Source organism: Vibrio sp. 11-4(1), from assembly GCF_013048625.1.
Classification (GTDB): Bacteria; Pseudomonadota; Gammaproteobacteria; order Enterobacterales; family Vibrionaceae; genus Vibrio; species Vibrio diabolicus.
On sequence record NZ_VHSY01000005.1, the window covers coordinates 415,323 to 442,253 of the forward strand.

Consider the following 26,931-nt stretch of genomic DNA (forward strand, 5'->3'; position numbering starts at 1 on the left):
TGATAATAAAGGAGGGACAAATTAATTTGCTGGTAGTGTACTGCGTAAACGTGATTTTACTATTTGTTTACATTTTAATGAGTTAGCAAGAGTTGTTACGAGTTTGGAGTGCGCAGTGTTAAGACTGGCACGGGTTTTACAGTTCATCAGTTAATTAATCTGCGAGGCGCTCTCGATGATCTTTGTCATGTGTAATAATATTTCTATATCGCGGCAGTACATATGGAAACGATATGATAAATAAGACAAAAGTTACGCTATTGGCGCTAGGTACGATTTTGGTTGGATGCTCTTCAGTCACGCCGCCAAGAAATGATGCGGTTGAGAACATTCAACAAAAGTGCTCTGTAATTTTAAGCAGTGATGTTTCAGGTGAACAGCGCTGGCAGACATACAACGGCTTGCTTGTAGAATATGCTGTGCATGGCATTAAGACTCAGGCGCAGTTAGAACGCTTTGAAGCGTTTGTGCAGCGAGTACAAAATGATGAATCTGGACAGTTAGTTACCGAGCTGATTGAAGTCACCGATTGGGGATGCTCAAACGGCAATTATCTTGAAGAGATGGGCTTGTTTATTCAAGAAGTTCAAAAGTAAAAAACCGAGCGTTAAGTCGCTCGGTTTTTCTGTTTATGGAGCGCTTTGTGCGCTGGCCCGTCAGGACGTTTACTCCTCTGGGTACTCGCCCATACCTTGCGTTTTACCTTCCGCTTTCCAATGCTCACCGGGGTCAAATGCTTCATCGCATAAATCTACGGTGTAGCCCATTTCTGTGATTTCCTTCAAAGTGAGATTATCTGCAATTTTTGCGACTTCACCCGATTTATTACGTAATTCCATGTTGTTTCCTCCTCTGTAGGTAGACGAGCGGTATCGATGCACAGTGACGAATGCATCGGTGACCTTTGTTCTAAGTATATAACTCTCAGCTCAAAATGAGGGTTTAATCCATTTTCATCGTGTGGTTAATTGAGTAATGCTTTGAGCTGCTTCAGTTATTTTTAACTGCATCATCGCGACAGTTGGTTATTTGTGATTTATTGAACGATTAAATTGTCAATCTGGAAACTCGAAATGGTTATTCTCGACCACTCCTTAGCACAGCAAATTGTCGATCGAACCATGTCCATCATTGGTCACAACGTAAATGTGATGAACTCAGCGGGCATCATCATTGGCAGTGGCGACCCTAAACGCTTTGGGCAAGTGCATGATGGCGCGGTATTGGCGTTGAATCACGGCGATTCGCTAGAGCTGAATGAGCAGCAATGTTTGACGTTGCAGGGTGTCAAACCCGGAATCAATATGCTGTTGAAATTGCATGGAGACGTGGTCGGTATTGTTGGTGTGACAGGCGAGCCCGAGAAAATTCGAGATTTCGCCAAACTGGTTAAAATGACCGCTGAACTAACAATCGAGCAAGCTGCGCTGGTGGAAAAATTTCAGTGGGACAGACGTCATCGTGAAGAGTTTATTCTGGCTTGGATCAATGGCAAATTGACCGATGAAGAGCTGAAAGATTGGGCGATGCGTCTTTCTATCGATGTTACTCAACCACGGGTGGCAACGGTGATTGAAGTCTCGACGCCGTCCGCCTCAAAAAGCATGAAGAGTGTGCGCAATATTGTTGAGCTGCTTGAATACCCAGAGCGTAACAACCTAGTTGCGATTGTCTCAGTGAATGAAATTGTGGTGCTGAAACCGTGTCATTCCGCCAAGCAATGGGATAGCCAAATCGAAAGTGAACGCATTGATAAGTTGATGTCGCGTTTAAGCGATCACGATTCGCATACGTTTCACATTGCGCTAGGGCAGCTGTTTAATGAGCCTAAAGATGTCGCGTTGTCATACCAAAGCGCGAAGCAGGTATTAGCCATTGGCAAGCAGTTCTACCCAGAGAAACGTAAGTACCTGTTCGATGAACTTCGTTTGCCTGTGCTGTTAGCGCCGTTGGCGGATATTTGGCAAGGTGAACAAATTATTGATGGCGTGAAACGATTGAAAGAGAAAGACAAGTCTGGGCAATTGCTGAAAACCCTAGATGCATTGTTTGAATGCAATGGCAATGTGACGGAGTGCTCTAAAATGCTGTTTATTCACCGGAACACACTGCGCTATCGATTAGAAAAAATCACCGAGATAACAGGGTTGCCAACCACCAATTTTGTGGGGTTAGCGGAGCTTTATATTGCGACTCGGCTCTCAAAAATGGCGTGATATTGTGCATTTGCACAATACGCGTCATTTTTTGACCACATCATTTGTCACTCCGCCTAAAGGAATTCGAAAGCAAACGATTAATAATTCATGCGTCCCTACATGTTGAGTGAGCCAACACGGACTCGCTTAGCACAATAAGAATAAATGGAGTTATCATGAACCTTATATTAATCCTGCTTGGGGTGATCGCATTTATTGTGCTCACGACCACCAAATTCAAATTACATCCCTTTTTAGCGCTGATCATCGCAGCGTTCCTTGCTGCATTTGCTTACGGCTTACCGGCAGATAGCATTGCCAAAACCATTGCTTCTGGCTTTGGCGGCATCCTTGGTTACATTGGCTTGGTTATCGTTTTAGGTACCATCATCGGTGTTATTTTGGAAAAAAGTGGTGCGGCGATCACCATGGCCGATACGGTTATTAAAGTGTTGGGTGAGCGTTTCCCAACATTGACTATGAGCATCATCGGTTACATCGTTTCTGTTCCGGTATTTTGTGATTCAGGCTTTGTCATTCTGAACTCGCTCAAAGAATCACTCGCGAAGCGTTTAAAAACCTCAAGCGTTGCGATGAGTGTAGCGTTGGCTACTGGCCTATACGCGACGCACACGTTTGTGCCGCCAACTCCTGGCCCGATTGCCGCTGCGGGTAACTTAGGCCTGGAATCTAACCTTGGTTTAGTGATTGGTGTGGGTGTGTTTGTTGCAGCGGTTGCGGCGTTAGCGGGTATGCTGTGGGCGAACCGATTCCAACATGTTGAACCAGATGGCATTGAAGCCGTAGAAGAAATTCAGCAAGACTGGCAAGCACTCAAAGCGTCTTACGGCAAATTGCCAACGGCGAGCCAAGCATTCGCTCCTATTTTTGTTCCTATCTTATTGATCTGTTTTGGCTCTATCGCGAAATTCCCAAGCTTACCGTTGGGCGAAGGTTTTGTGTTTGATGTTCTGACTTTCTTAGGACAGCCACTAACGGCATTGGTGATTGGCCTGTTCCTTTCTGTTCGCCTACTCAAGTCAGACAACAAGATTGAAGAATTTGGCGAGCGAATCAGCCAAGGTATTACGGCTGCTGCGCCTATTCTTTTGATTACCGGTGCGGGTGGTGCATTTGGCGCGGTATTAAAAGCAACGCCGCTAGGTGAATACTTGGGTACGACGTTATCGGCGCTGGGCGTGGGTATTTTCATGCCATTTATCGTTGCGGCTGCGCTAAAATCGGCGCAAGGGTCATCAACGGTTGCATTGGTGACCACATCGGCTTTGGTTGCGCCTATGCTTACGCAATTGGGGCTCGATTCAGAAATGGGCCGCGTATTAACGGTGATGGCGATCGGTGCAGGTGCGATGACGGTTTCTCATGCAAACGACAGTTTCTTCTGGGTAGTTTCGCAGTTTAGTCGCATGTCGGTGGGCTTAGCGTACCGCGCGCAAACCATGGCTACGCTCGTTCAAGGTGTCACGGCAATGGCATTGGTGTACATTTTGAGCCTCGTTCTCTTATAAGTCTCTGGAAATACGTATGAAAGTGGTAATTGCACCTGATTCATTTAAAGAAAGTTTAACCGCCAAACAAGTGAGCGAGGCGATCAAAACAGGTCTTGCTCGCGTATGGCATGATGCTGAGTTTGTTACGGTTCCGGTCGCAGACGGTGGCGAAGGCACGGTTCAATCTTTGATTGATGCAACTCAAGGCGAACAAGTCTTCACAACGGTGACCGCGCCATTAGGGAATGATGTTGAAGCGTTTTATGGCATCCTCGGCGACGGCGAAACCGCGGTTATTGAAATGGCGGAGGCCAGTGGGCTGCACCTTGTGCCGAGTGATGCTCGCGACCCAAAACTGACCAGCAGCATTGGTACCGGACAGCTGATCAAACACGCGCTAGACAGAGGTATTCAACGCTTAATCATTGGTTTGGGTGGCAGCGCTACTAATGATGGTGGCGTGGGCATGTTGACCGCGTTGGGGGTAGCGTTTCTTGATGAATCTGGTCATGCAATTACCCCAAATGGAGGCGGGTTAGCGACGCTTGCGTCCATCGATATTTCTGGTCTTGACCCACGTTTAGCAACTTGTGAAGTGTTGGTAGCATGCGATGTTGACAACCCACTCTGTGGCGACAAAGGCGCGTCGGCTATCTTTGGCCCGCAAAAGGGAGCGACGACGTCAGACGTCACTCTGCTCGATAACGCATTGCGCAAGTTTGGCGAGTTGACGGAACAAGCGACGGGTAAGCATGTACTGACTCGTGAAGGGGCGGGTGCTGCTGGTGGTATGGGCGCGGCCTTGCTCGGGTACACGCCAGCACGTTTGCAACCGGGAATTGAGATTGTGCTTGAAACGGTCAAGCTTGCTCAGCATGTTGCGGATGCGGATATTGTATTCACAGGCGAGGGTCGAATCGATCATCAAACCGCACATGGCAAAACGCCGATGGGGGTTGCTCAGGTGGCCAAGCAGTTTGATTTACCAGTCGTTGCATTAGCAGGTTGTGTGGGCGACAACTATCAGGCGGTCTATGAATGCGGCATTGATGCGGTGTTTGCTTGCGTGCCAAAGGCGATGAGCTTATCTGAGGCCATGAAAGAGGCCGACGTCAACGTTGCCAATTTAGCCGAAAACGTCGCGAGAATGTGGCAAATTCAGTCGCACTGAGGGCGATAGCGATACGAGAAAACTCCACCTTTGCGTGGAGTTTTTTGTTGTTACCTGTTTGCGTGTGTGGGCATAAGTTCATTTATTAAGAGTGAGTTAACAGACATGCTTTGCTATCAACTTTGCCAATGTTTGCATCGCTTGACTCCAATCGGTTTCACTACCAAAGTTTGCCACGCTGAGGCGCACGCAATGTCGATATTGCCCTTGAGTGCCAAATACGGTACCGGGAAGTAGGCTGATTCTGTGTTGATTACACGCTTGATACAACGCATAGCTGTCCGTTTCTTTGGGCAGGCGCAACCAAAGCAAGAACGAGCCTTGCACGGCGTTGATCTGGTATCGATGTTTTAGAGATTCGTATTCATCCAAGTATTGATGAAGCATCTGGATAAATCGGCGCATGTTGTTTTGATAAACCCGACCCATTCGCGAAGTATGCGTTCGATACTTGCCTGACGTTAGAAACGTTGCCACGGCTGATTGCATCAGGTTCAAGCTGCCCATGTTTTCACACAGTAGATATTGCTCAATTTGATCTCGATATCGCCCCGCTAACATCCAACCAATTCTCAAACGCGAATCGAGCGTTTTGGATAACGAATTCACGTAAATTACGCGTTGCTTGTCATCGAGCAACCTCAAGCTTGGCAAAGGCTTGTTATAACTTAACCCGCCAAATACATCGTCTTCGATAATAGGAATATTGCCAGACGCCAATAACAATTGCCGGCGCTTTTCTAGCGGCATCATGGCACCAGTTGGGTTGGTGAAGTTTGGCGTTACGATGATCGCTTTTATGTCCCATGTCGCCATTGCTGTTGCTAAGGCTTCGGGGCACATACCGTCTCGTGGGCAACTCGGAATTTCCACCACTTTGAGGCCGAGTGATTCGAGCATCAATAAGTTGCCAAAATAGCAAGGGGACTCCACCGCGACAATATCGCCTTTTTGTGTCGTTGCGCGCAGCGCTAGGCTAATTGCTTGTTGCGCGCCGTGCGTCACCATGATCTCATCCAACTTGGCTGGCGTGCCCAAATCTTGCGTGATTTTCGCCAGTTGTTTGATTAAGAGGTGATCACCGGGTGGCAATTGGTAATGGCTCGGTACATGCGTTTGCTGGCGGCTGTGGCGGCCAATCTCGGCGTACAAGCTTTTGATCGCGGGGGAGTCAATGTTTGGGTGGGCAGAGCCTGCGGGCAAACGCTCTTGGTATTCAGGGTACGTGAGGATTTCTTTGCAGATCGAGAGCAAATCCACGCGAGTCGGATCCGGAATTGAGCGATAGGTCGGCAAAGCGACTTTCACTCGATAACCCGATTTGGGAACCGAGTACACCAAGTTTTGCGCTTCCAACTCTTGATACGCACGAATCACGGTGTTTTTGCTGACGCTTAATTCTTGGCTCAACGAGCGAATGGAGGGCAGTCGATCATCCGCTTGATAAACGCCACCATTGATGGCTTGTTTGAGGTGTTTTTCCACCACGAGGTACTTATTCCCTTCACCGCTTCCCAATAAATCTGTACCCATAAAAACACTTCCATCTGTCACTTTTTGAAAACACTGTACCTAATTACATTAGCAGCATCTCAAAACATAAAACAAGCGTGAGTGAGGCGAACATGTTAATCCGAGCCATCCCTTTTGTATTTGTCATCCTTTGGGCTTCTGGATTTGTTGGTGCGCGTTTTGGTTTGCAGTATGCCGAGCCAGCGACACTACTTTCTATCCGTATGGCATTCAATGTCTTACTGTTTTTGGTTCTTGTGGCGGTATTGCGTAGAAGGTTGCCGACAGGAAGCGATTTCTGGCACAGCTGTGTGGTGGGTGTGTTGATCCATGGCTTCTATTTAGGCGGCACTTATTTCGCTATTGATTTGGGTATGCCTGCCGGGCTGAGTTCGTTGTTGGTGGGCATTCAGCCGATTTTAACCGCGGCTTTGCTGGTGGTGTTTGTTCGTGAGGAATTTAAACCCTCGCAATGGCTGGGTTTGGCTCTTGGCTTTGTCGGCATCGCCATGGTGCTGATGGGAAACATGGAGTGGCAGTCTGAGCAACATAAGTTTTTAGCCATTGGAGTCTGTTTACTGTCTTTGGTTGGTATCACGTTAGGGACGCTGTATCAGAAAAAACATTGCCAACAGGTGGATATGGTTGGTGGTGCGACGGTGCAATATTTGGCCGCACTCATCATGTTTCTGCCTGTTGCGATGCAGTTTGAAACCATGCAAGTTCAGTGGGAACTGGAGTTTATTTTGACCGTGTTGTGGTTGGTCGTCGTGCTCTCTTGTGTGGCTATCCTGCTGCTGCTGTACATGGTGAGAAATGGCGCGTCTTCGAGTGTGGCGTCTGTGTTTTACCTAGTGCCGCCAACAACCGCGATTCAAGCTTGGCTCGCGTTTAGAGAGTCGTTTGATTGGATGGGCATTTCTGGCTTTGCATTGGCGGCCACGGCGGTCTATCTAGTGGTTAAAAAGCCAGAGCTGACGATAAAAAAATCGGTTCAAACAGAATATACCTAAATTGGGTAGGGACATTAACGTGCCAGTGAGTACAATTCTGCTTCATCTTAATCCGTGGAGCAGAGTGATGACGTTAAAGCCAGATCGAATGACCGCGATGCGTAATATCATCGAGCAAGTAAAAGCTGAACTACCGATTTACGAACCGGAAACCTTTGTGTGTGGGCCGGAAGGGCAGTGCATCGGTTGTCCAAAGAAATTATTAGAAATGGTCGATTCAGAGGTTACTTATTGGGAGTCGGCAATGGAGCGGGGTGTGATTCCGCAGTTTGATGAGATCCGTCGTTTCGGGAAGATGTGCACTAACGTACGTCGCGGACTTGTTCGTAATAACGTTCCACTACTCGGGTAATCTACTTCAGTAAATAAGTGATTGATAAATAAAGTCCTAAAATTGACACATAAATGTGTGCGTTTGCATAGTAACTTGGCGAGCGGTCTCAACTTTGGCCCATGACTCTTGTTTGTCATCTACTAGGGCTTTAAACGTTTTAAATCAGCGATATATTGGCAAGGTCTCACATGGATGTGAGGCAAACGACCATTCATTCTGCTGAGATAAAAAAGTGAGATTAAAGGGATTTACTCTGATGGAAATCACCATAGTGCTCGCCACTTTGGCTTTCATCGCTTTGGCTGCGTTGCCAACACTACTCCACATTCATCGCCAAGCCTATGCGTCGATGTTACACAGTTCCAATTCGTCATTGGGTACCGCGCTTAAATTTTTCAACGCCCGAGTGGTGATAGACAATGCTGCCGAGCAAAACCAAGTCCACTATATTGATAGGAACGTAAAAACCTTAAGTGGTATGCCAGAAGCGAGCGCCAATAGCATTGGCGCGTTATTAGAAATCGATTTGCCGCAGAGTGGCGTGTCCAAAATTGATGTTCCCTGCAAAGGCAGTGACTTTTGTATTATTGGTCAGCAACACCCAAATAGTACCCACTTTGTGTCTATTCCCGATTATCAATTTGTCGACCAGTCAGGTCTTGATCGGGTGGTGTACATTTGGCCGCAAGGGTATACCTTGGCAGAAGAGGCATGCTATTTCTATTATGTAAATCAAGCATCCACAGAGTCTATCGTCCGAGGGCACGTTACTGAGGGTTGTTAGGCGCGCTTAACATCATCTTCTGACTCATCAACACTTCGCCATTGGGGAGAGTGACTTCTCCTAGTTCACCATAGTGCTCAAATCCAAATCGTTCGTACAACGCTATCGCGGCAAGGTTGTCCTTATAAACATTAAGTACAATGGTGTCGTAACCATATTCCCAGGCACTTTTAAGTGCGACAGACAATAGCTGCTTACCTAGCCCTTTTCCTCTGAATGTTCTATCGATATGAATACCTAAAATGCCTGTGCTAGTGAGTTGACCGCCTTCATAACCGCACAGTTCGGCAGGAAAAATCTCTACACTACCAATCAGAACGTGATGGTCCAAAGCAACAAATTGAGGAATCGATTCAAGTTATACGCGACGTAAAATATTGGTCAGGGTGTCTTTATCTGGAGCCGGACTGCGCAGGTATTTACCTTCGGCATAGACTCGGTTCCACAGTTCGGTAAAGCGCTCGATATCGCTTACCTGGATGGGTCTGATTTGCATTCATCTTCCTTGATTAGTGCAGGTTAGTGATGGTTAAGGTACGAGTTCAGATAAACAGCGAATTTGATTCGGAATGGGATCGGCTGGCGCATTGGCTCCTGTTGGATTAAACCAAATCGTATTTACGCCAGCTTGCATTGCAGGGTAAATGTCTTTATAGGGCAAGTCGCCAACCATAGTTAACTCACTCACGTTAACCCCTAGCTGTTTTGCGATAGCAAGATAAAACTCAGGTTGGTTTTTAGCGATGCCGAGATTGGCAAAACAAAAGTAGCCATTTAAGTACTGGTCTAAGTCGACGCGGACGAACGCACGCTGAACCTCTTCCATGTTGGAATCAGACGCACTGGTCGCGATGTAAATAGCATGATTTTGGGAAAGTGTTGCCAGTGTTTTTTTGGCCAGAGGAATCGTTTCTACGTGTTCCCAATCGCACATTTTTCCTTGTGCGTGAGGGAAATCCACCATTAAGGTGTTCCCCCAATCGAAAAGATAAATCATGTTCGAATCTCCTTTATCCGCACATCATATCGTCTTTTCTAAAATCAGGGGATAAATTGCATCGATAAATGCGATTTAGGTGGCTTTAGTCGTGAAAAGCGCTTAATTGTCGTTATCGTTACAAATGTTTCAGCATAATGCGTGAGTTAGTTTTAAAACCTTGCTTGTCGTAAAACCGCTGTGCTGATTGATTGAATTCCATCACTTCTAATCGAACTTGTGTAGCATTGGCATCGCGCGCCCATTGCTCACAGACCTCAAGCAGTTGGCGACCGATGCCCTGCTGCTTCTGCTCCTCATCGACAACAATCGTTCCTACTCGACAAATTGGATCTTTGATCAGAAAGCTGACGGTTTCATTCTGAGTGATCATCGCGGTTAAAAAGCCGACTACCTCCTTTTCATGTTCTGCGACTAAAAACAAGCGTTCATCATTCTCGAGAGCCTGAGTGAGGAACGCTCGGTCGCCTTCCGAAGGTGCTACAAAAGCTTCAGGCGCGTTGGCAAAATGCAGTGCGTTGATTTGTAGGTTTAATTCAAAAATTGCATCCAAATAGTCAGGAGTTGCTTGTCGAATGTTGACTTCCATTTTACTTACCGCCTGAAAGATCGATAAAAGATCCTGTAACATAAGAAGCTTCATCACTGAGTAGCCAAGCGATCGCATTCGCCACTTCTTCTACCTTACCGCCCCGTTTCAGTGGAATTTGAGGGCTGAGCCTATCCACTCGGTTTGGTTCTCCACCATCGGCGTGCATATCGGTGTAAATGAAACCAGGTCGAACGCCATTGACGCGAATATTTCGGTCTGCCAATTCAAGCGATAGCCCTTTGGTTAAGGTATCCATTGCGCCTTTTGATGTGGCGTAATCGACATATTCAAATGGCGCGCCTGAGCGTGATGCCCCAGAAGAAACATTCACAATTGCGCCACCAGTACTGAATCGCTTCGCCGCTTCTCTACAACAAAGAAAGCAGCTATTCACATTAGTGTTCATTACTTTCTGAAAGCGTTCCAAGCTGATTTCCGCCAACGGTGACTGAGTAAATAGAATGCCAACGTTGTTGACCAAATGGGTGACTGAGCCTAGTGCGTTTTCTGTTGCATCGAAAAGGTTGAGCACTTGTTGCTCGTCAGATACATCTGCTTGAACGGCGATCGCTTTTCCGCCATTTGCTTGTATGTCTCTGACCACTTGGTGAGCTGCTTCACTTTGCGCACGGTAATTAACACACACGGCATAGCCTTGCTCGGCCAGTTTTTTCGCCGTTGCGGCTCCAATGCCTCGGCTTGCGCCAGTAACGATGACTACTTTATTCAAAATACATCCTTATTTTTGTAGTGAGTAGATTTTGTCGGCGTAACGCTTGTCGCCAATTTGGTATGCGTCAGGAATGACTTCAGATAGCTCGAATCCGCACTTCATGAGAACACGCTCTGAAGCAATATTCCCTTCAGTGACCGTAGCGGAAAAGCGGTCAATGTCATGTGTTGCTCTCGCCCAATTTAGAAGCGCTTGAAGGGTTTCTGTTCCAAACTGTCGGCCATGAAATTCAGGCAAAAGTAAGTAACCCACCTCTGCGTTACCTTCTTCAATGGCAAGGCCAGTGACGCCAATCGGTTGTTCAGATTGCTTATCGAGTATGACGAGGCAAAGCCAGTGCGGACTGTCTGGTGTCCATGGTAATAATCGCGAAGCAAATTTTTCTTTCATTTGTTTTTCGCTCGGGCGATCAAAACAGAGCTCAATGATCTCTGGTTCGGAATGTAATCGCTGAAATAGTTCCCAATCGCTGGCTTCGATAGGTCTTAATCGGCTTCGGTGAGTCTCAATATAAACTGACATGCGTGTCCTTACAGCATTTATGTAGAGAGCCAGTTTCTCATCCTCTTATCTCTTTAATCAAACGGTTGCACTTACAAAAGTGATTTGTGTGGTGAATGCCTAGTTGGGTAATGAATTCTTACTGAATATTCATTTATGGGATGAAAATAACGAAATTTCATACTTGAGACACTTAGAGCAACACGGAAATGATGTGGATCAAGAGATAACTACCCATAAAGTAGTATTTTGCGATCTATAATTACATTTTATTTGGAAGTGTTGCTAATTATGTCAATAAAAAAACGATATGTTGCACTGCTGGTTGCTGCCGGCATTGGTGTGGGCTGGTTAACATTAGGTGGTACTGCAGCGGTAATGCATTACACCTCTGATACTGAGTTCTGTCTCTCGTGCCACTCTATGGAAATCCCTTACAAAGAGTACCAAGGCTCAGTGCACTTCAGTAATGCGAAAGGCATTCGTGCCGAGTGTTCTGATTGCCACATCCCACAAGAACCGATGGACTACCTGATCACGAAGATTCGTGCATCGAAAGACATCTACCATGAGTTCGTGACTGGCAAGATCGACACGCCAGAAAAATACGAAGCGCACCGCAAAGAGCTTGCGGAGATGGTGTGGGAGCAGTTCCGTGAAAACGACTCTGCAACGTGCCGTTCTTGCCACGACTTTGACGCGATGGAAGAATTTGAGCAATCTCGCGATGCAGCGAAAATGCACGAGTACGCAAAAGCGAACGATCAAACGTGTATCGATTGTCACAAAGGCGTTGCTCACTTTGCACCAGAAGCTGAGCTAGACAGCAAGGCATTTGAAACGTTGATGAGCTTCACCACAAAAACATCACCTGGTGCCAAAGTCGTTTACCCTGTGACTGAAATCGCAATGGGTGAGATGGGTAAAATTAACCCAACGACGAAGTTAGAAGTAATCAGCTCTGAAGGTGATGAGCGTACTGTTAAGTTGGACGCATTCCAAATGAAAGGCGCAGAGCAAGTGCTGTACATGGGTGAAGGTCAACGTGCCATCGTAGCAACGCTAACCGAGCAAGGTCAGCATGCCCTTGAGGGCGGTGAGTTTAAGGCCGACGTTTACGGCAACGAATGGCGCGCAGTGTCACTAACAGGCACGATCGATTCTCCTGTTGTGGATACGCTTGACCCAGTTTGGTCATACGCAGAAGAGCTAGACAACGTTTATTGTGCAACTTGTCACGCGAAAATTCCTTCAAATCACTTCACGGTGAACGCATGGGGACCAGTGGCGAAGAGTATGGGTGATCGAACAGACATCACTGCCGAAAACCTAGAAATTCTTACTAAGTTCTTCCAGCACCACGCGAAAGATGTGGTTGGTCACTAACGATAAATAGAAGGATAAGATTATGACTAATTTAACCCGTCGTGGATTTCTAAAAGGCACAGGTATGGCGGCTGGCGCCATGGCATTTACTTCTTTTGCACCTATGTCTGTTGCGTCTTCAAACCAGCGTGGCAAGGGCATTTTGACAGCGGGCCGCATGGGCCCAATGTTATGTGAAGTGAAAGATGGCAAGCTAGTATCGACCACTAATGCTCTGCCACAAACTGTACCAAATAGTCTACAAACTACTGGGCCTGACCAAGTGCATACCAAGGCGCGTGTGAAGTACCCAATGGTACGTAAAGGCTACTTGGCAAACCCATCGTCGCCAGAAGGTGTGCGCGGTAGTGATGAGTTTGTGCGTGTGTCTTGGGATGAGGCTTACAAGCTGATCCACGAGCAGCACATGCGAATTCGTAAAGAATATGGCCCGGCTTCTGTGTTTGCTGGCTCTTACGGCTGGCGTTCAAGTGGCGTGCTGCACAAAGCACAAACCTTGCTGCAACGTTACATGAGCATGGCGGGCGGCTATTCAGGCCACTTGGGTGACTACTCAACGGGTGCTGCGCAGATCATCATGCCGCACGTTGTGGGCTCTATCGAAGTGTACGAGCAACAAACCACGTACCCAGTGGTACTAGAGCACAGCGATGTGGTTGTGCTTTGGGGCTTAAACCCGATCAACACCCTAAAAATCGCGTGGAGCTCAACAGACTGTGCTGGTCTTGAGTTCTTCCATCAATTAAAAAAATCAGGCAAGACGGTTATTGCGATTGACCCTATTCGTTCTGAAACCATTGAGTTCTTTGGCGAGAATGCGGAGTGGATTGCTCCTCACCCAATGACCGACGTAGCGATGATGATGGGTATCGCACACACCTTGGTGAAACAAGGTAAGCACGATAAAGCCTTCCTCGATAAATACACCGCTGGTTACGACAAATTTGAAGCGTACCTGATGGGCGAAGAAGACGGCGTAGAAAAATCAGCGGAGTGGGCATCGCAAATCTGTGGCGTACCAGCGAAGCAACTTGAGCTCTTAGCTGACATCTTCAGTAAAAACCGCACCATGCTGATGGCGGGTTGGGGAATGCAGCGCCAACAATACGGTGAACAGCGTCACTGGATGCTGGTTACACTGGCAACGATGTTGGGTCAAATCGGTTTACCGGGCGGTGGTTTTGGTTTCTCTTACCACTACTCAAACGGTGGTAACCCTGCTCGTGACGCTGGCGTGCTTCCTGCGATTTCAGCATCACTGGGTGGCGGCTCTTCTGCGGGTAACGACTGGGCGGTGTCTGGCGCGGTGCAAAGTTTCCCTGTGGCGCGTATTGTCGAGGCGCTGGAAAACCCAGGTCAATCCTACCATCACAACGGTCATGAACTGACGTTCCCAGATATCAAGATGATTTGGTGGGCAGGTGGTGCAAACTTTACTCACCACCAAGACACCAACCGCTTGATTAAAGCATGGCAAAAGCCTGAACTGATCGTGATTTCAGAACCTTACTGGACAGCGGCTGCGAAGCACGCGGACATCGTCCTACCAATCACCACATCGTTCGAGCGCAACGACTTAACGATGACGGGTGACTACAGTAACCAACACTTGGTGCCAATGAAGCAAGTGGTTGAGCCGCAAGGTGAAGCGCGTAATGACTTCGATGTATTCGCGGACATGGCGGAGATGCTAGCACCGGGTGGACGTGATGTGTACACCGAAGGTAAAACTGAAATGGAATGGCTGTACGGCTTCTACAAGGCGGCGCAACAAGGTGGCCGTGGCTCTCGCGTAGCAATGCCGAACTTCAGCAAGTTCTGGGAAGATAACCAACTGATCGAGATGAAGTGGAACGAGAAGAACGCACAGTTTGTTCGTTACGCAGATTTCCGTGAAGACCCGATCATGAATCCACTCGGTACACCAAGTGGTAAGATCGAAATCTTCTCGAAAACCATTGAAGGTTACCAGTTGGAAGACTGTCCTCCACACCCAACGTGGATGGCACCAACCGAGTACACCGGCAATGCAAAAGATGGAGAGTTGCAGCTAATGACCGCGCACGCAGCGCATCGTCTACACAGCCAGTTTAACTACGCGAAGATTCGCGAAGAGTACGCAATTGCAAACCGTGAACCTATTTGGATTCACCCTGAAGATGCGAAAGCGCGTGGTATTAAAACAGGCGATCTAGTTCGTGCGTTTAACAACCGTGGCCAAGTATTGGTTGGCGCAGAAGTGACTGACCGAATCAAGCAAGGTTCAGTGTGTATTCATGAAGGCGGTTGGCCGGATTTGGATCCGAAAACCGGCATTTGTAAGAACGGCGGTTGTAACGTGTTAACGTTGGATATTCCGACCTCTCGACTTGCAAACGGCTGTGCGGCGAACTCGGCACTGGTTCGTATTGAAAAATACACTGGCCCAGAATTAGAACTAACGGCGTTTGAACCACCAAAAAATGGCTAGAAAAAAGTAGCGCTTGAAAGCAAGAAGCCAGCGAATCGCTGGCTTCTTTTTTATCTAGTCATCGTTCACATTAGCGCGAAGCGAGAGAAACAAACGGCATCTGTTTCTTAATTTGAAATGTCGGGAGTAAAGTAAATACAATCGCGACAAACAAGACCGAGCCTATTAAATCTTCAGGGCGATGCATGCCCAGCCATAAGCGGCTATATGCGATGCTCATTCCCCACATCCATAATGACAGTGCAGAAATATAGCACTTGTTCTGTAAGAACAACCCACCAAAGAAAGCCAAACAAATCGAAACGAAAATTGTATGGCCGGATGGGAAAGAATAGTCTTTCTCGCCTTGCCAATGGCGTGTCCGCCAATCACTGACTTGTTCAGAAATCTGGTTAATTACGTTGGCTTGTTGCTTTGTCTCCAACTGATAAAACGTTTCTGGTGTTTCAATCAATTGTTCTGCTGCGAGCAATTCCGTGTACGGGCGCGGGCTTTCTGTCATCAGTTTTAGCCCCGTTTTGCTGGCAAAGCCAATCACAAGTAACAGCCCTAACATTGAGAGTTTTTGCATCCACTCAGTGCGACTTGGTTTAAAGCGAAATAAAGAAAGCAGTAGCAGTGTTAAGGTAATTAAAAAGCCTTTGCTGCCAGCAGAATCAGTGAGCAAAGTAAAAGTAATACCCAGACTTTCAGGCACCTGTGAGGTGAGATCATGATAAGAGCCAAACAGCGACATTGGGATGATGCCAAGAACAAACAAGGCGAGCATCATCAATCCATATTTTTTGGTTTTCATTGAGAGCGTTTTGTTTTTATTGAGGGTTATTCAACCACGTGAAAATAAGGGGCTTATCTTACGTTATCTGGCGTGAAAAACTTATCAACGCTTTGTCAATTTGACGAGAGAATGAAGGCTGAGTGATGAATTGATGACATTTATCCGAAGGGTAAAGGCGCTCATCCTTAAGCGTTGGGGTCTTAATCCATCAGAGAAAGTAAGTATTCTGCTGCTTTGGTTGGATTTTCTGCATGACAAATGGCAGAAACCAAAGCCAAACCATGAACACCAGTGGCGCTAAGCTGCGGAATGTTACTCTCGTTAATGCCGCCAATGGCAACAATCGGTAGTGAAGTCGTCTCTAACGCCATCTTCAAACCATCAATACCCCAATGTTTTTTGGTGTTGGTTTTGGTTGGCGTCACGAAGATCGCGCTCAAACCGATGTAATCAATCGGAAGAGAGTCCGCTTCTGCAAGCTGCTCTTCATTTTCGATGGATAAACCGAGAATTTTGTTTGGTCCAATCAACTCGCGAGCGATAGTTGCGGGCATATCTGATTGCCCCAAGTGGACACCATCAGCATCAACAGCAAGGGCAACATCAACACGATCATTGATGATTAACGGGACTCCAGTGCCTTCAAGGATCGTCTTGACGGCTTGAGCTCGTTCAATAAATGCACGAACGTCACCATGTTTTTCACGCACCTGCACCATGGTGACCCCACCTTCTACCGCCTTTCTTACAACGTGTTTGAGAGTGGATAAATCTTGTTGGTCGTCGGTGACCAAATACAAACGATAGGCGTTCATTGTGTTTCCTTTCGCCTCCCACTTTCGTTGGAGTGAGAGGCGTTTCAAGCATTGAGAAGCGATTTATCTCACTTGTAATGTAAGACGTGTTGCCAGTGTTTCTTCATCCAGTTGGTAAAGCTCATCCAAAAGATGCATTTGCAAGCTACCTGGCCCTCGCGCTTGCTCAGCCGCAATTTCACCCACAACGCCAAGCACCGCTGCCGCAGCAAGGCCCGTTTCGTCGCCGATTGCTGCGAAAGCGCCAGTCAGTGCCGTTAGTGTGCAGCCCATGCCCGTTACGTATGGCATCATCTCGTGACCATTATTCAGCTGGACGGTTTGCTCTTTTGTCACTATGTAGTCAGTTTCGCCGGAGATCACCACGCTCGCTCCGTATTCTTCAACTAAGAAGTGAGCCGCCCCAAGGGCTGCATTACTACTGTCGAGTGCATCTACACCTTTGCTTTGCGCTTGCTCACCAGCGAGAGCAATGATTTCGGAAGCATTACCACGAATGATTAACTTGTTTGCAAGGCGGGCGATTTCGCGCGAGGTTTCGGTGCGTAGTGAACTTGCACCGCAACCGACAGGGTCGAGCACAACAATTTTACCGTTCGAGTTGGCTTGCTCTACAGCGTAGATCATGCGCGGCGTCCAAACGCTGTCTAGGGTGCCGATGTTGATCACCAAAGCGCCTGCAAACGACATCATTTCTGCCATTTCTTGCTTTGAATGCGCCATGATTGGCGAAGCACCGATAGCCAACAAAGCGTTCGCCGTGTTGTTCATCACCACGTAGTTGGTAATGTTCACGACTAAAGGCTTTTGCTGACGTACTGCGGTTAATGCTTGAGTGATTTGTTCTATTAACATGAGATTCTCCAATTAACCTTATTGCGCGTTTAGACCTTGTTGCCAAAACGCCACTTCCATACGCGTTGCAGTTTTGAAGACCTGAATCAGGTTTTGACCGCGCTGGCTGTGGATGTCGATTTCAGCCAGCAACTGGTTAAAGTGTTCGGCCCCACTTGCCACGCCTGATTGGAACTCTTCACCGCCGTACAAGTTAATCCAACTTGCGTAAGGATTGCCTTCGAATACCGTGTTTTCATCTTCAATCAGCATTTTACCAATGACGGCGTAGCCGATGGAGCAAGGGGCGAGCGCGGCATACAAGTCAACTAAGTCGCCCGTCATTCCCGCATCCAATACGTAGCGCGTGTAAGCCACCGTGCCAAAATCTTCCGGCTCGTTTTCGAGATCCGATTCCGTTAATCCCCACTGGCCGCAGTAGGTCACATGGTGGGCAATCTCTGAATCTAAAAGCGCATGTACACTTGGTAGTGCGCGGCGCATGTCGTCTAACGTACGTGCTTTGTAGATTGCCAGCGCATAAGCTCGCGCGTACTGTTTTAGGAATAAGAAATCTTGTTTCAAGTAATGCAGAAAACAAGGTTGAGCCAGCGTGCCTTTGGCCAATTGCTGCACGAAGGCATGCTCAGTGTATTCTTGCCAATCTTGGCGGCAAGCGTCGATCAAATCTTGGTATTTCATAATGGGGCAGCCTCGTAATTAGTCAAAGCTCGGTACGTAATCTTTCGCTTTTGGTAGCGTTTCGATGATTTTTTGTGAATACATGAACTCGGCGTAATCGTCGTAGCGTTTTAGGTCAACTGCCGATGGGCGAAGCGCGAAACGAGTTAACGTGTCATTCCAAGCGCGTTGGTTGAGCTCGTTGTTTAGCGTGTCTGGTGAGTAAGCGACAAACTCTTTCCAAGACTCTTTAGGGTGGTTGACGATGTAAGTGGTCGCTTGCTCCAGCGCTTTGTTGAACGCTTTAATAGCCGCTTTGTCGTAGGTTTTTGCATTCGCCACAAACACCAGTTCGTCATACGCTGGTACGCCGTGTTCTTCTGGGAAGAAGGCTTTGGCTTTGTAGCCTTCTAGCGCAAGTTGGTTGGTTTCGAAGTTGCGCAAGCCGCCCCAAATCGCATCCACCTTGCCAGACGCAAGAGACGAAGACAGCGCCCAACCTACGTTGATGATTTGTACGTCAGAAAACTTCACGTTCTCTTGCGCAAGCATGGTGCCGATTGTCGCCTCTTCGTTACCTGCGATCGCAATACCGATCTTCTTGCCTTTAAGGTCGCCAAGGTTGTCGTTCTTACCGTTATCTAACACCATCAACGTGTTTAGTGGCGTTGCGATAAGCGTTGCTGATCGAATCAACGGTAAGCCAGCGGCTACGTCGATGGTTAAGCTCGGCTGGTATGAAATCGCCATATCGACTTTGCCAGCCGCAACTAGTTTAGGTGGTGTGCTTGGGTCGGCAGGCTCTTGAATGTTGATCTTCAAACCTTGCTGTTTAAAGTAGCCGCGCTCTTGTGCGATCACGATAGGACCATGGTTCGGGTTAACGAACCAATCCAGCATTAAAGTAAGCTCTTTTTCGGCAGCAAGTACGTTAGTTGAAACAATTGATGCGAGCAGAGCAACAGCGCTCATGAGTTTGTTTTTATTCACGGGGTTCTTCCTTTTTCTTTCCCTATTTGTTTTCCCAGGGAATGGCTTTTTTCAGTAATTTGTCAGTGGTGAAATAGAGTGCGATAGACAGCGCGGCGAGAATAAACAGCGCCGCGAACATTTCATTGATGATCATGCGAGCGTTGGCTTGCAGCATCAGATAGCCTAGGCCCTCACTTGAACCAACCCATTCACCTACCACGGCACCAATCGGCGCAATAACCACGGCAACACGAATACCAGACGCTAACGTTGGTAGGGCGGCAGGTAGTTGAATATGGCGCAATAATTGCCATTTTGATGCGCCCATGGTCTTGGCAAGATCGAGATAGCCGGTGGGGGTGTTGCGCAGTCCGTCGTAACAACAAGTTGTTACAGGGAAAAAGATGATGATGGCCGCCATCACCACTTTTGACGCGATGCCGTAACCGAGCCACAGCATCAACACGGGCGCGATAGCAAATACTGGAATGGCTTGGCTAGCGATAAGAATCGGCAATAGCCAGCGTTTGAGCGGCTCGAACATCAGCATTTGTAATGCGAACAGCAAACCCATCGATAATCCAAGCGCCAAGCCAAGTAGGATCTCTTGTGCTGTTACCCAAGTGTGTTTGAGTAGCACGTCGTAACGAGTGACCAATCTATCCAGCACTTCAATTGGTGAAGGCAAGATGAAGCCTGGCATGTCGAATACCACAACAACCAACTGCCACAATCCCAAGATCACCACCGTGCTGATGACCAAACGGAGAGCCGGATGGGTCACGCGTTCTTTTTTACTAATACGTGCCGAAACGGAGTTGTACTGAGTCATATCACTCATAGTCTTTCTCCAATTGATCCAAAATCGCTTGTTGTAGCGCCGCGCATTCTCCATCGAGAACTCGTGGAGGCGTAGAACCCGGAACAACCAAGTGCTGAGCTTGCGCAGGTGAGCCTTGCAATACATAGAGTTGATGAGCTAATCGCACCGCTTCTTGAGGGTCGTGTGTAATCAGAACAACCGTCTTATCTTTCAATAATTCGGCAGACAAGGTTTGCAACTTATGGCGAGTAACCGCGTCCAGCGCAGAGAAGGGCTCATCCATCAGAACCAGAGGCTTGTCTTGCATCAGAGTACGAGCAAGGGCAACACGCTGTCTCATACCGCCAGAGAGCTGAGCTGGCTTAGCATCCGCGTAATCGGCGAGTCCCACTTGGCTGAGTAAAGTCAGTGCACGTTGTCTATTTTGCTCTGGTGCTTGCTCTTGAGAAAATCGAGAACTGAGGCAGACGTTGTCTAACACATTCAACCACGGTAGCAATAAATCCTGTTGAGCCATGTAAGCGATACGGTCATGCAGTGCAGCGCCATCGGTTGTGATGAGTTCGCCATGCCAGTCAACTTGGTCATCCAGTAGGCCAGCTAAGTAACGCAATATTGTGGTTTTCCCGCAGCCACTTCGTCCGAGTAATACCGTCCATTTACCGACGGGAATGGTCATGTTCACTCCCGCTAAAGTCGGTGTTTGGCTATCTTTGTATTGCAGACTGGCATCGGAAAGCTGAATGCCAATCGCGTTAGCGAACATAGGTATGACCCGCAAAGAAGTGATTCACTGGTCCGTGACCTTTCCCCACTTCCAATTCATCCGCGTGTGCGATAGCTTGGCTGATGTACTGCTTACCAAGATGCACCGCTTTGTGCAGGTTGTTGCCTTGACTAAGGTAAGACGCAATGGCGGAAGACAGTGTACAGCCCGTACCGTGGGTGTTTTTGGTCGGAAAACGCTTGGCGCTGATTAACTCCGCACTGTTTTGCATGATCAGCAGATCGTTGCTGTTTTCATTTTCTTCAAGATGACCGCCTTTGAGCAGAATAGCTTTGGCACCAAGTGCACGAAGGTCGGTAATCATATCGTTCATTTCAGATTCTGATTGAGGCACTGGCTTACCCGTCAATGCTGCACCTTCTGGCAGGTTAGGAGTGATGATGTCTGCCAGTGGAATTAGTTCTTCTTTTAATGTGCTGATTGCTGATTGCTCAAGTAGCAAATCACCGCTGGTGGCGACCATGACGGGATCAATCACAAGATGCTTGGGTTGGTACTGTCTTATTTTGCTTGCCACCACTTTGATGATGTTCGAATCCGCCAGCATGCCGACTTTTACCGCCACAATATTGAGATCGGTAAACACCGCATCGAGTTGGCTTTCAACGTGATCAAGTGGGATCGGGAAAATCGCAGAAACGCCTTGCGTGTTTTGTGAGGTGATGGCGGTAATCACTGAGCAGGCAAAGCTGCCAGTTGCGGACATCGCTTTGATATCGGCTTGGATGCCTGCGCCGCCGCCGCTGTCGGAGCCTGCGATGGTTAAGACAACAGGGGTGGTTATAGGTGATTGTGCCTGGTGTAAAGATGGCTGTGATTGCTGCGTCATGGTCGCTCCTACTACAAGACGTATAGGAACTGACTTTGACCGTTGTGGATAGATCGATTGTTCGATCGTTATCGCTCGCCGAAGAGGAGCGGCGAAAGGCAAAGTGCGCATAGTTCCCTACGTCAGTGCTAACTGAATCAGGTTCAACGGGTCTCGAATCTCGATCTCAGCCAACGCTTATCGCGTGGCCCCCCGACTATTTCGCTCGGATGATAGCAGGACCCTTGTAGAAGGGATACGTTTTTTGAGAGTAATTATTATTGAGTATTCAATTATGCGAGGTGAGTGATAGAGTAAGCATCTAAATGGTTCGTCGTGTGGAATTTACTAGTGCAACGCTCTGGTGAAAGAGCTGAACCTGGAATATTTAATAAATAATCGTGGTCTCGTTAAGCAAGGATTAGCACAAAACAAGGTTAAAAAACTGTTAAAATTTAACGCGTTGCCAATTTAACTTTGTTGAACTTTTCGACAGTTAATTAGGAAGGCTAAGACGATCATCGAGCAAGGAGACTTCATGCTTAATTCTGCAACAGCGAAGTCAGTGATCGATCATGCTCTCTTTTTAGGGGCTGATTTCGCTGAACTATTCGTTGAACATCATCAAACTAACACCGTCCAGATCGCATCTGGTGAGGTGGACAAGGTCAATTCGGGGATTGATTTTGGTATCGGTATTCGCCTCTTCTTCGGTCACAAAGTGCTTTATGGATACACCAATAGCACGGACGAAGCCGAGCTAAAACGCGTAACCTCATTGCTTGCGGCAAAAGACAAGCGTGAACAAATCGCGTCAGCAGGTTCTTTAAATTTGAACCGCTACCCAATCCAACACGGTTGCCGCATGCCGTTAAGTCAGGATGCCAACTTAGATTCAAAAATCGCGTTTCTATTGAAAGTTGACCAAGCTGCGCGTGCAGAAAGTGAGTACATCAGCCAGTTCATTGGTAGTGTGCTTCAGCGCGAGCAGCAAGTGTCTATCTTCAACTCAGAAGGTTTGCATGTAGACGATACGCGTCACTACATTCGTGTGGCGGGTAACACCGTTGCTCAAAAAGGTAATGAGCAGTCTTCTGGTATGGAAGGTCCTGGCGCTCTTGCCGGTTGGGAGTTCAGTGAGCAGATAGATGCGAAAGAGCTGGGTCAAACTATCGCGCAGCAAGCGTTAGTGAAACTTGGCGCGGATGCTTGTCCATCGGGTGAAATGCCAGTGGTAATTGGTAACGGCTTTGGCGGCGTTATCTTCCATGAAGCGTGTGGTCACTTACTCGAAACCACTTCGGTTGCGAAGAAAGCGTCCGTATTCCACGACAAAATGGGCGAAATGGTTGCTCACACTGCCGTGAATGCTGTCGATGATGGCACCATGACCAACGAATGGGGCTCGATTCATGTTGATGACGAAGGCATGAAGACTCAGCGAACTCAATTGATCAAAGACGGTAAGCTAACCAGCTTTATGGTCGATAAAATGGGTGGCATGAAGACTGGTTATGAGCCTACGGGTTCTGGTCGTCGTCAGAACTACAAGTTCGCACCAACCTCGCGGATGCGTAACACCTTTATCGAAGAAGGTGAGCATTCACTTGACGACATGCTGGCAGGTATCGAACGTGGTATCTATGCGAAGAAGATGGGCGGCGGCTCGGTTCAACCGGGAACGGGCGAGTTTAACTTTGCTGTTCGTGAAGCTTACCTCATTGAAAATGGCAAAATCACCAAACCTCTGAAAACAGCAACGCTGATCAGCACTGGCCCTAAAGTATTGAAAGAAATCAGTATGGTCGGTAAGGACATGGCACTTGCTCCAGGTATGTGTGGTTCAGTGAGTGGCTCAGTACCTACAACAGTCGGCCAACCAACCCTTAAAGTGGACAATATTCTGGTAGGAGGCGGTAACTAATGAGCCAAGAACAACAACTTCTTAATGCGGTTGATTACGTCCTGTCAGAAGCCAAACGCCAAGGTGCGGAAGCGGATGTGATTGTGAACCGTAACAGCAGCTTTTCGCTGAAAGCAAACCAAGGCAAGCTGGATGAGTACAAAGTTAGCTCAAGCCAAGTGCTGGGCGTTCGAGTCATTAAAGATGCCCGTGTTGCGACCAGTTATTCTGAATCACTAGAGCAACCAAGTTTAGATTTGATGCTCACCAACGCGCTGCAAAGTGCTCGCTTTTCCAAGCAAGATGAACATCAAACCATCAGCTGCGTAAACAGCAAAATCACCACTGATATTGCAGAAATTGCGCAAGAAGATACCACATCGGTCGATGAGAAAATTGAACTGTCCCTTGCGCTTGAGCAAGGTGTTGTGGCCCTGCCTCACGCTTCAAGCTCACCATACAATGGTTACAGTGACGGTGAAACTCAGCTCATCATCGCGAATACTCAAGGTACGTTATGTCAACATTTCGAGCGATCGTTCACTTGTTACGCTTATACCCTGTTTGAAAAAGACGGCAAACAGTCGATGGCGGGAAGAATGTCGCTAGGTCGCCGTTTTGATGAGTTGGATCCAGCTTATTGTATAGAAGGCGGTTATAACCTTGCTCGTGATCTTCTTGAAGGTGTACCGGTTGCGACGGGTAACTACCCCGCTATTTTCCACATCAATGCGCTGGCAAGTTTATTCGGTGCTTTCGGCAGTGCTTTCTCTGGTGTAAGCGCGATGAAAGGCATTACGCCACTGGGTGATAAGCTTGGTCAACGTGTTGCGAGTGACTTGATTACCTTTACCGATGCGGCATACATGCCGAATGGTATGGCTATCGCAGGGTTTGATAGTGAAGGTTTTGCCACCCAAGACAATGTGTTGATCGCTAATGGCCAACTGAATACGCTATTGCACAATAGCCAAACAGCGAGTTATTTGGGTGCAGTGTCGACGGCAAGTGCTGCTCGCGGTGCAAAATCGAGCTTAGACGTGTCAGCGAATCACAAAGTGATTGCGACAGGCAACAGCAGTGCGCCAGAAGTCAAAGCAGGTGAATACCTAGAATTAGTGGAGCTGCAAGGGGTTCACTCTGGTGCAGATGCTGTCAGTGGTGATTTCTCATTTGGTGCGAGTGGTTTCTTGTGTCGTGATGGTCAACGTGTTCAACCTGTGCGCGGAATTACAGTTGCCGGTAACTTCTATAAGATGCTGCAAGAAGTAGAAGCTGTGGGTGATACCCAGCTTATTAATGATAGCCGCACTTTCTTCGCACCAGATGTGCGTTTTGCTCGCTTGAGTATTGGCGGAAAATAAGCGCGGCATAGAAAATCAGAAACAAAAAAGAGGACTCAATCGAGTCCTCTTTCATCATCTAGCAACGTGTACGCGAATAACTAGAATTCGCGGATATCCAGTTCGTTGTGGATCAGTACTACACACTGAGAAGCAAACAGCATCTTAGGCCCAAGGCTGATTTTCTCAGTACCTAGGCGCTTCAAGCTGTTGAACGACTTCTTCGGCATCGGAATGTGATCGGTTAGTAAGAAACATGGATTTTCACCAATTTCTGCGTCACGAACAAATTCGCCTTTCTTGTCCAACATATAAAGTTGGTGGTCTTCCGCCAGTTCTTGCACCAAGCGTTCAAAGCTCACTGTACGAACCGTAATACCGGGTTCAACTTCACGAAGCTGCTCTTTACCCATACCAACAGATGCGTCTAACGCACGGGCAACGGCAGCGATCAACGTTGACTCGTGAAAACCACCAATATTGGTAATGTCGTTTGAACGAATGGTAATCGTGCGCGAGTAATCCTTCGTGCTCTCTAATACCAAGTGGACAACCACATCTTCACGGTGAGATTGTGCCACGAACATGGTGTTCATCATGGTATGAGCAAGGATCTCGGTATGCGCCTCGTTACCAACACCTTCTAATAGTGCTTTGCTGGTGGTTGGCGCCGCGCGAGCTCGTAAAACAAAAGAGCGCATGAGTTTAGCCTCTATATAGGAAGAGTGAATGCGCGGAAGTATATACCCAAGCAGGGAAGGGATGCGAGTTTAATAGTAAATGTGAACTTACTTACAAAGCTTCGATTGTCGTGCGGAGTGTGCTGGTTAGAATAGGAGGCAACCCTGTTAGGAGCGGTATATGGAAATCAAAAAGATAAATAAAGACATTTATAAAAAGAAAGTAAACCTGGTGATTGGCGGTTTTGTTGCGTTGCTCGCTATCTCATCTCTTGCCTTTAGTACCTTGCTTATTGTTTTGTTTGGTAACACTGAAGTCGTACCTGAACAATCAACGGGAAACTTCCATTGGAATTTGATTGGTGTCGTTCTCGCAGTCGCAACTTCCCTCTCTTTATTGAATCAAATTAAAACTCGGCCATACATGGAAGAGGTGTTGTACGTTTGGAAGCTCAAGCAACTGCACAACAAAATATTTCGTAAACTAAAAAGCATTAAAGCAGCCGCGAGCAATGACGATGTAAAAGCGCTCACTACGCTTAAGTTCTATTACAAAACTCAACAACAAGTGTTTGAGTTAGACAACAACACATTGACGATGAATAGTGTAAATAAAGAATTAGAGGCAATTGAGAAAATCGAAGCGGCGCAATCACTGGATCTTGATATCACCAGCTTTAAAGAGAGCTGGGTAGACACATACTGATTGCCTATTTGCTACTTGAAGTTAACAACTGAGTGCTAAAATTAAGCGTTTGAGTGAGATTTAATCACTCGATGCTTTTTTTAAGTTTTTTTTCTAAAAAGGGGTTGCCAAGAAAAATCATCTCCCTATAATGCGCCTCCGTTGTCAGGGCAAAGCGGAAACGCAAAAGCAATGGCAATAAGGCGAAAGAAAGCTTCTAAAAATTAATTTAAAAAAGTGTTTGACACTGAAAGTTAATTCCTTAGAATACGCCTCCGCTTCGATAGCAAAGCTTACGAAGCAAGCTCTTTAACAATATAGACCTATCAATCTGTGTGGGCACTCGTTGATGATAATCCAATTAGAAGCTTCGGCTTCAAATTAGGTTTCAATGAAACGAAGTGACCATTCGAATTGGAAAGCAGCCTTGAGCTGTTTTATTTCACTTTTTAAAAGTGAAAACCAATAAGAGCACAGTCAATTCAAACATTACTTATGTAATGTTCAGTATTCATTGAGCCGAACAAAATCTTAAATTGAAGAGTTTGATCATGGCTCAGATTGAACGCTGGCGGCAGGCCTAACACATGCAAGTCGAGCGGAAACGAGTTATCTGAACC

Annotated in this window: 27 protein-coding genes, 1 rRNA gene, 1 pseudogene and 1 riboswitch; of the genes and pseudogenes, 13 read left to right on the top strand and 16 right to left on the bottom strand. The window is 47.3% G+C overall.

The features are described 5' to 3' along the window. Positions 1-233: 233 nt before the first annotated feature. Positions 234-596, top strand: coding sequence for a hypothetical protein (locus FKN16_RS12835; protein WP_047009761.1), 363 nt, complete (start codon positions 234-236; stop codon positions 594-596). A gap of 69 nt (positions 597-665) precedes the next feature. On the opposite strand, the gene FKN16_RS12840 is transcribed toward FKN16_RS12835, so the two are convergent. Beyond that, positions 666-839 (bottom strand): hypothetical protein, encoded by a 174-nt coding sequence (locus tag FKN16_RS12840; RefSeq protein WP_005391896.1) that lies wholly within the window; start codon positions 837-839, stop codon positions 666-668. 234 nt (positions 840-1,073) lie between these two features. Here FKN16_RS12840 and FKN16_RS12845 point away from each other — a divergent pair, with 234 nt between their 5' ends. The 3 genes from FKN16_RS12845 to FKN16_RS12855 all read left to right on the top strand — a co-directional run bounded on the left by FKN16_RS12845 (position 1,074) and on the right by FKN16_RS12855 (position 4,880). After that, positions 1,074-2,216 carry a sugar diacid recognition domain-containing protein gene (locus tag FKN16_RS12845; protein WP_170902854.1) on the top strand — a complete coding sequence of 381 codons (1,143 nt, stop codon included), beginning with the start codon at positions 1,074-1,076 and terminating at the stop codon, positions 2,214-2,216. A 158-nt stretch (positions 2,217-2,374) separates the two neighbouring features. Continuing rightward, positions 2,375-3,727, top strand: a complete 1,353-nt coding sequence (locus tag FKN16_RS12850; RefSeq protein WP_005391886.1) for a GntP family permease — start codon at positions 2,375-2,377, stop codon at positions 3,725-3,727. Between the two features lie 16 nt (positions 3,728-3,743). After that, positions 3,744-4,880, top strand: a complete 1,137-nt coding sequence (locus tag FKN16_RS12855; protein ID WP_170902855.1) for a glycerate kinase — start codon at positions 3,744-3,746, stop codon at positions 4,878-4,880. Positions 4,881-4,976: 96 nt separating this feature from the next. On the opposite strand, the gene FKN16_RS12860 is transcribed toward FKN16_RS12855, so the two are convergent. Next, entirely contained in the window at positions 4,977-6,413 is a 1,437-nt protein-coding gene (locus FKN16_RS12860) for a PLP-dependent aminotransferase family protein (protein WP_170902856.1), read from the bottom strand. Positions 6,414-6,505: 92 nt separating this feature from the next. Between FKN16_RS12860 and FKN16_RS12865 the strand changes: the two genes are divergently transcribed. The 3 genes from FKN16_RS12865 to FKN16_RS12875 all read left to right on the top strand — a co-directional run bounded on the left by FKN16_RS12865 (position 6,506) and on the right by FKN16_RS12875 (position 8,523). Beyond that, on the top strand, positions 6,506-7,405 hold the full coding sequence (locus tag FKN16_RS12865; protein ID WP_170902857.1) for a DMT family transporter: 900 nt from the start codon (positions 6,506-6,508) through the stop codon (positions 7,403-7,405). Positions 7,406-7,472: 67 nt separating this feature from the next. Further along, a complete protein-coding gene (locus FKN16_RS12870; RefSeq protein WP_047009765.1) occupies positions 7,473-7,757 on the top strand; it encodes a hypothetical protein in 285 nt (94 codons plus the stop codon). Between the two features lie 238 nt (positions 7,758-7,995). Further along, entirely contained in the window at positions 7,996-8,523 is a 528-nt protein-coding gene (locus FKN16_RS12875; RefSeq protein WP_005391876.1) for a hypothetical protein, read from the top strand. On the opposite strand, the pseudogene FKN16_RS12880 reads toward FKN16_RS12875, so the two are convergent. The 5 genes and pseudogenes from FKN16_RS12880 to FKN16_RS12900 form a co-directional block, all read right to left on the bottom strand. Further along, positions 8,507-9,019, bottom strand: a pseudogene (locus FKN16_RS12880) (GNAT family N-acetyltransferase). The gene FKN16_RS12875 and the pseudogene FKN16_RS12880 overlap by 17 nt on opposite strands. Positions 9,020-9,052: 33 nt before the next feature. Beyond that, positions 9,053-9,520, bottom strand: a complete 468-nt coding sequence (locus tag FKN16_RS12885; RefSeq protein ID WP_170902858.1) for an HAD family hydrolase — start codon at positions 9,518-9,520, stop codon at positions 9,053-9,055. Positions 9,521-9,638: 118 nt separating this feature from the next. Then, complete coding sequence (locus tag FKN16_RS12890) at positions 9,639-10,109, bottom strand: GNAT family N-acetyltransferase (protein ID WP_170902859.1); 471 nt, start codon at positions 10,107-10,109, stop codon at positions 9,639-9,641. 1 nt (position 10,110) lies between these two features. Then, a complete protein-coding gene (locus FKN16_RS12895) occupies positions 10,111-10,842 on the bottom strand; it encodes a glucose 1-dehydrogenase (protein WP_170902860.1) in 732 nt (243 codons plus the stop codon). A gap of 9 nt (positions 10,843-10,851) precedes the next feature. Then, on the bottom strand, positions 10,852-11,367 hold the full coding sequence (locus FKN16_RS12900; RefSeq protein ID WP_170902861.1) for a GNAT family N-acetyltransferase: 516 nt from the start codon (positions 11,365-11,367) through the stop codon (positions 10,852-10,854). A 270-nt stretch (positions 11,368-11,637) separates the two neighbouring features. Here FKN16_RS12900 and FKN16_RS12905 point away from each other — a divergent pair, with 270 nt between their 5' ends. Together FKN16_RS12905 and FKN16_RS12910 are read left to right on the top strand one after the other, a co-directional pair. Continuing rightward, positions 11,638-12,732 carry a NapC/NirT family cytochrome c gene (locus FKN16_RS12905; RefSeq protein WP_104972194.1) on the top strand — a complete coding sequence of 365 codons (1,095 nt, stop codon included), beginning with the start codon at positions 11,638-11,640 and terminating at the stop codon, positions 12,730-12,732. Between the two features lie 22 nt (positions 12,733-12,754). Further along, complete coding sequence (locus tag FKN16_RS12910) at positions 12,755-15,202, top strand: trimethylamine-N-oxide reductase 2 (RefSeq protein ID WP_145472540.1); 2,448 nt, start codon at positions 12,755-12,757, stop codon at positions 15,200-15,202. A gap of 70 nt (positions 15,203-15,272) precedes the next feature. On the opposite strand, the gene FKN16_RS12915 is transcribed toward FKN16_RS12910, so the two are convergent. The 8 genes from FKN16_RS12915 to thiD all read right to left on the bottom strand — a co-directional run bounded on the left by FKN16_RS12915 (position 15,273) and on the right by thiD (position 21,721). After that, complete coding sequence (locus tag FKN16_RS12915) at positions 15,273-15,998, bottom strand: phosphatase PAP2 family protein (RefSeq protein WP_170902862.1); 726 nt, start codon at positions 15,996-15,998, stop codon at positions 15,273-15,275. Between the two features lie 182 nt (positions 15,999-16,180). Further along, complete coding sequence (gene thiE / locus FKN16_RS12920) at positions 16,181-16,795, bottom strand: thiamine phosphate synthase (protein ID WP_170902863.1); 615 nt, start codon at positions 16,793-16,795, stop codon at positions 16,181-16,183. 63 nt (positions 16,796-16,858) lie between these two features. Further along, complete coding sequence (gene thiM / locus FKN16_RS12925) at positions 16,859-17,650, bottom strand: hydroxyethylthiazole kinase (protein WP_170902864.1); 792 nt, start codon at positions 17,648-17,650, stop codon at positions 16,859-16,861. 18 nt (positions 17,651-17,668) lie between these two features. Then, positions 17,669-18,331 carry a thiaminase II gene (gene tenA / locus FKN16_RS12930; protein WP_006740999.1) on the bottom strand — a complete coding sequence of 221 codons (663 nt, stop codon included), beginning with the start codon at positions 18,329-18,331 and terminating at the stop codon, positions 17,669-17,671. Between the two features lie 18 nt (positions 18,332-18,349). After that, positions 18,350-19,300, bottom strand: coding sequence for an ABC transporter substrate-binding protein (locus FKN16_RS12935; protein ID WP_170902865.1), 951 nt, complete (start codon positions 19,298-19,300; stop codon positions 18,350-18,352). Positions 19,301-19,322: 22 nt separating this feature from the next. Further along, entirely contained in the window at positions 19,323-20,123 is an 801-nt protein-coding gene (locus FKN16_RS12940; RefSeq protein ID WP_046875571.1) for an ABC transporter permease, read from the bottom strand. After that, positions 20,116-20,871 (bottom strand): ABC transporter ATP-binding protein, encoded by a 756-nt coding sequence (locus FKN16_RS12945; RefSeq protein ID WP_046875570.1) that lies wholly within the window; start codon positions 20,869-20,871, stop codon positions 20,116-20,118. The genes FKN16_RS12940 and FKN16_RS12945 overlap by 8 nt, the downstream gene beginning before the upstream one ends. Then, on the bottom strand, positions 20,861-21,721 hold the full coding sequence (thiD, locus tag FKN16_RS12950) for a bifunctional hydroxymethylpyrimidine kinase/phosphomethylpyrimidine kinase (protein ID WP_074190218.1): 861 nt from the start codon (positions 21,719-21,721) through the stop codon (positions 20,861-20,863). The genes FKN16_RS12945 and thiD overlap by 11 nt, the downstream gene beginning before the upstream one ends. Positions 21,722-21,818: 97 nt before the next feature. Next, positions 21,819-21,926, bottom strand: a riboswitch (TPP riboswitch). Between the two features lie 312 nt (positions 21,927-22,238). On the opposite strand from thiD, the gene FKN16_RS12955 reads away from it, so the two are divergent. Both FKN16_RS12955 and FKN16_RS12960 read left to right on the top strand, forming a co-directional pair. Continuing rightward, positions 22,239-23,624: a TldD/PmbA family protein gene (locus tag FKN16_RS12955; RefSeq protein ID WP_139060482.1), complete on the top strand. Its 1,386-nt coding sequence runs from the start codon at positions 22,239-22,241 to the stop codon at positions 23,622-23,624. Continuing rightward, the gene (locus FKN16_RS12960) at positions 23,624-24,967 is read left to right on the top strand and encodes a TldD/PmbA family protein (protein WP_170902866.1); all 1,344 of its coding nucleotides are present in this window, start codon (positions 23,624-23,626) and stop codon (positions 24,965-24,967) included. The genes FKN16_RS12955 and FKN16_RS12960 overlap by 1 nt, the downstream gene beginning before the upstream one ends. An 80-nt stretch (positions 24,968-25,047) precedes the next feature. Here the strand turns inward: FKN16_RS12960 and trmY are convergent, their stop codons facing one another. Further along, on the bottom strand, positions 25,048-25,647 hold the full coding sequence (gene trmY / locus FKN16_RS12965; protein ID WP_005459965.1) for a tRNA (pseudouridine(54)-N(1))-methyltransferase TrmY: 600 nt from the start codon (positions 25,645-25,647) through the stop codon (positions 25,048-25,050). A 160-nt stretch (positions 25,648-25,807) separates the two neighbouring features. Here trmY and FKN16_RS12970 point away from each other — a divergent pair, with 160 nt between their 5' ends. Together FKN16_RS12970 and FKN16_RS12975 are read left to right on the top strand one after the other, a co-directional pair. Continuing rightward, complete coding sequence (locus FKN16_RS12970; protein ID WP_170902867.1) at positions 25,808-26,332, top strand: DUF3087 domain-containing protein; 525 nt, start codon at positions 25,808-25,810, stop codon at positions 26,330-26,332. A gap of 512 nt (positions 26,333-26,844) precedes the next feature. Then, a 16S ribosomal RNA gene (locus FKN16_RS12975) occupies positions 26,845-26,931 on the top strand; the annotation flags it as partial.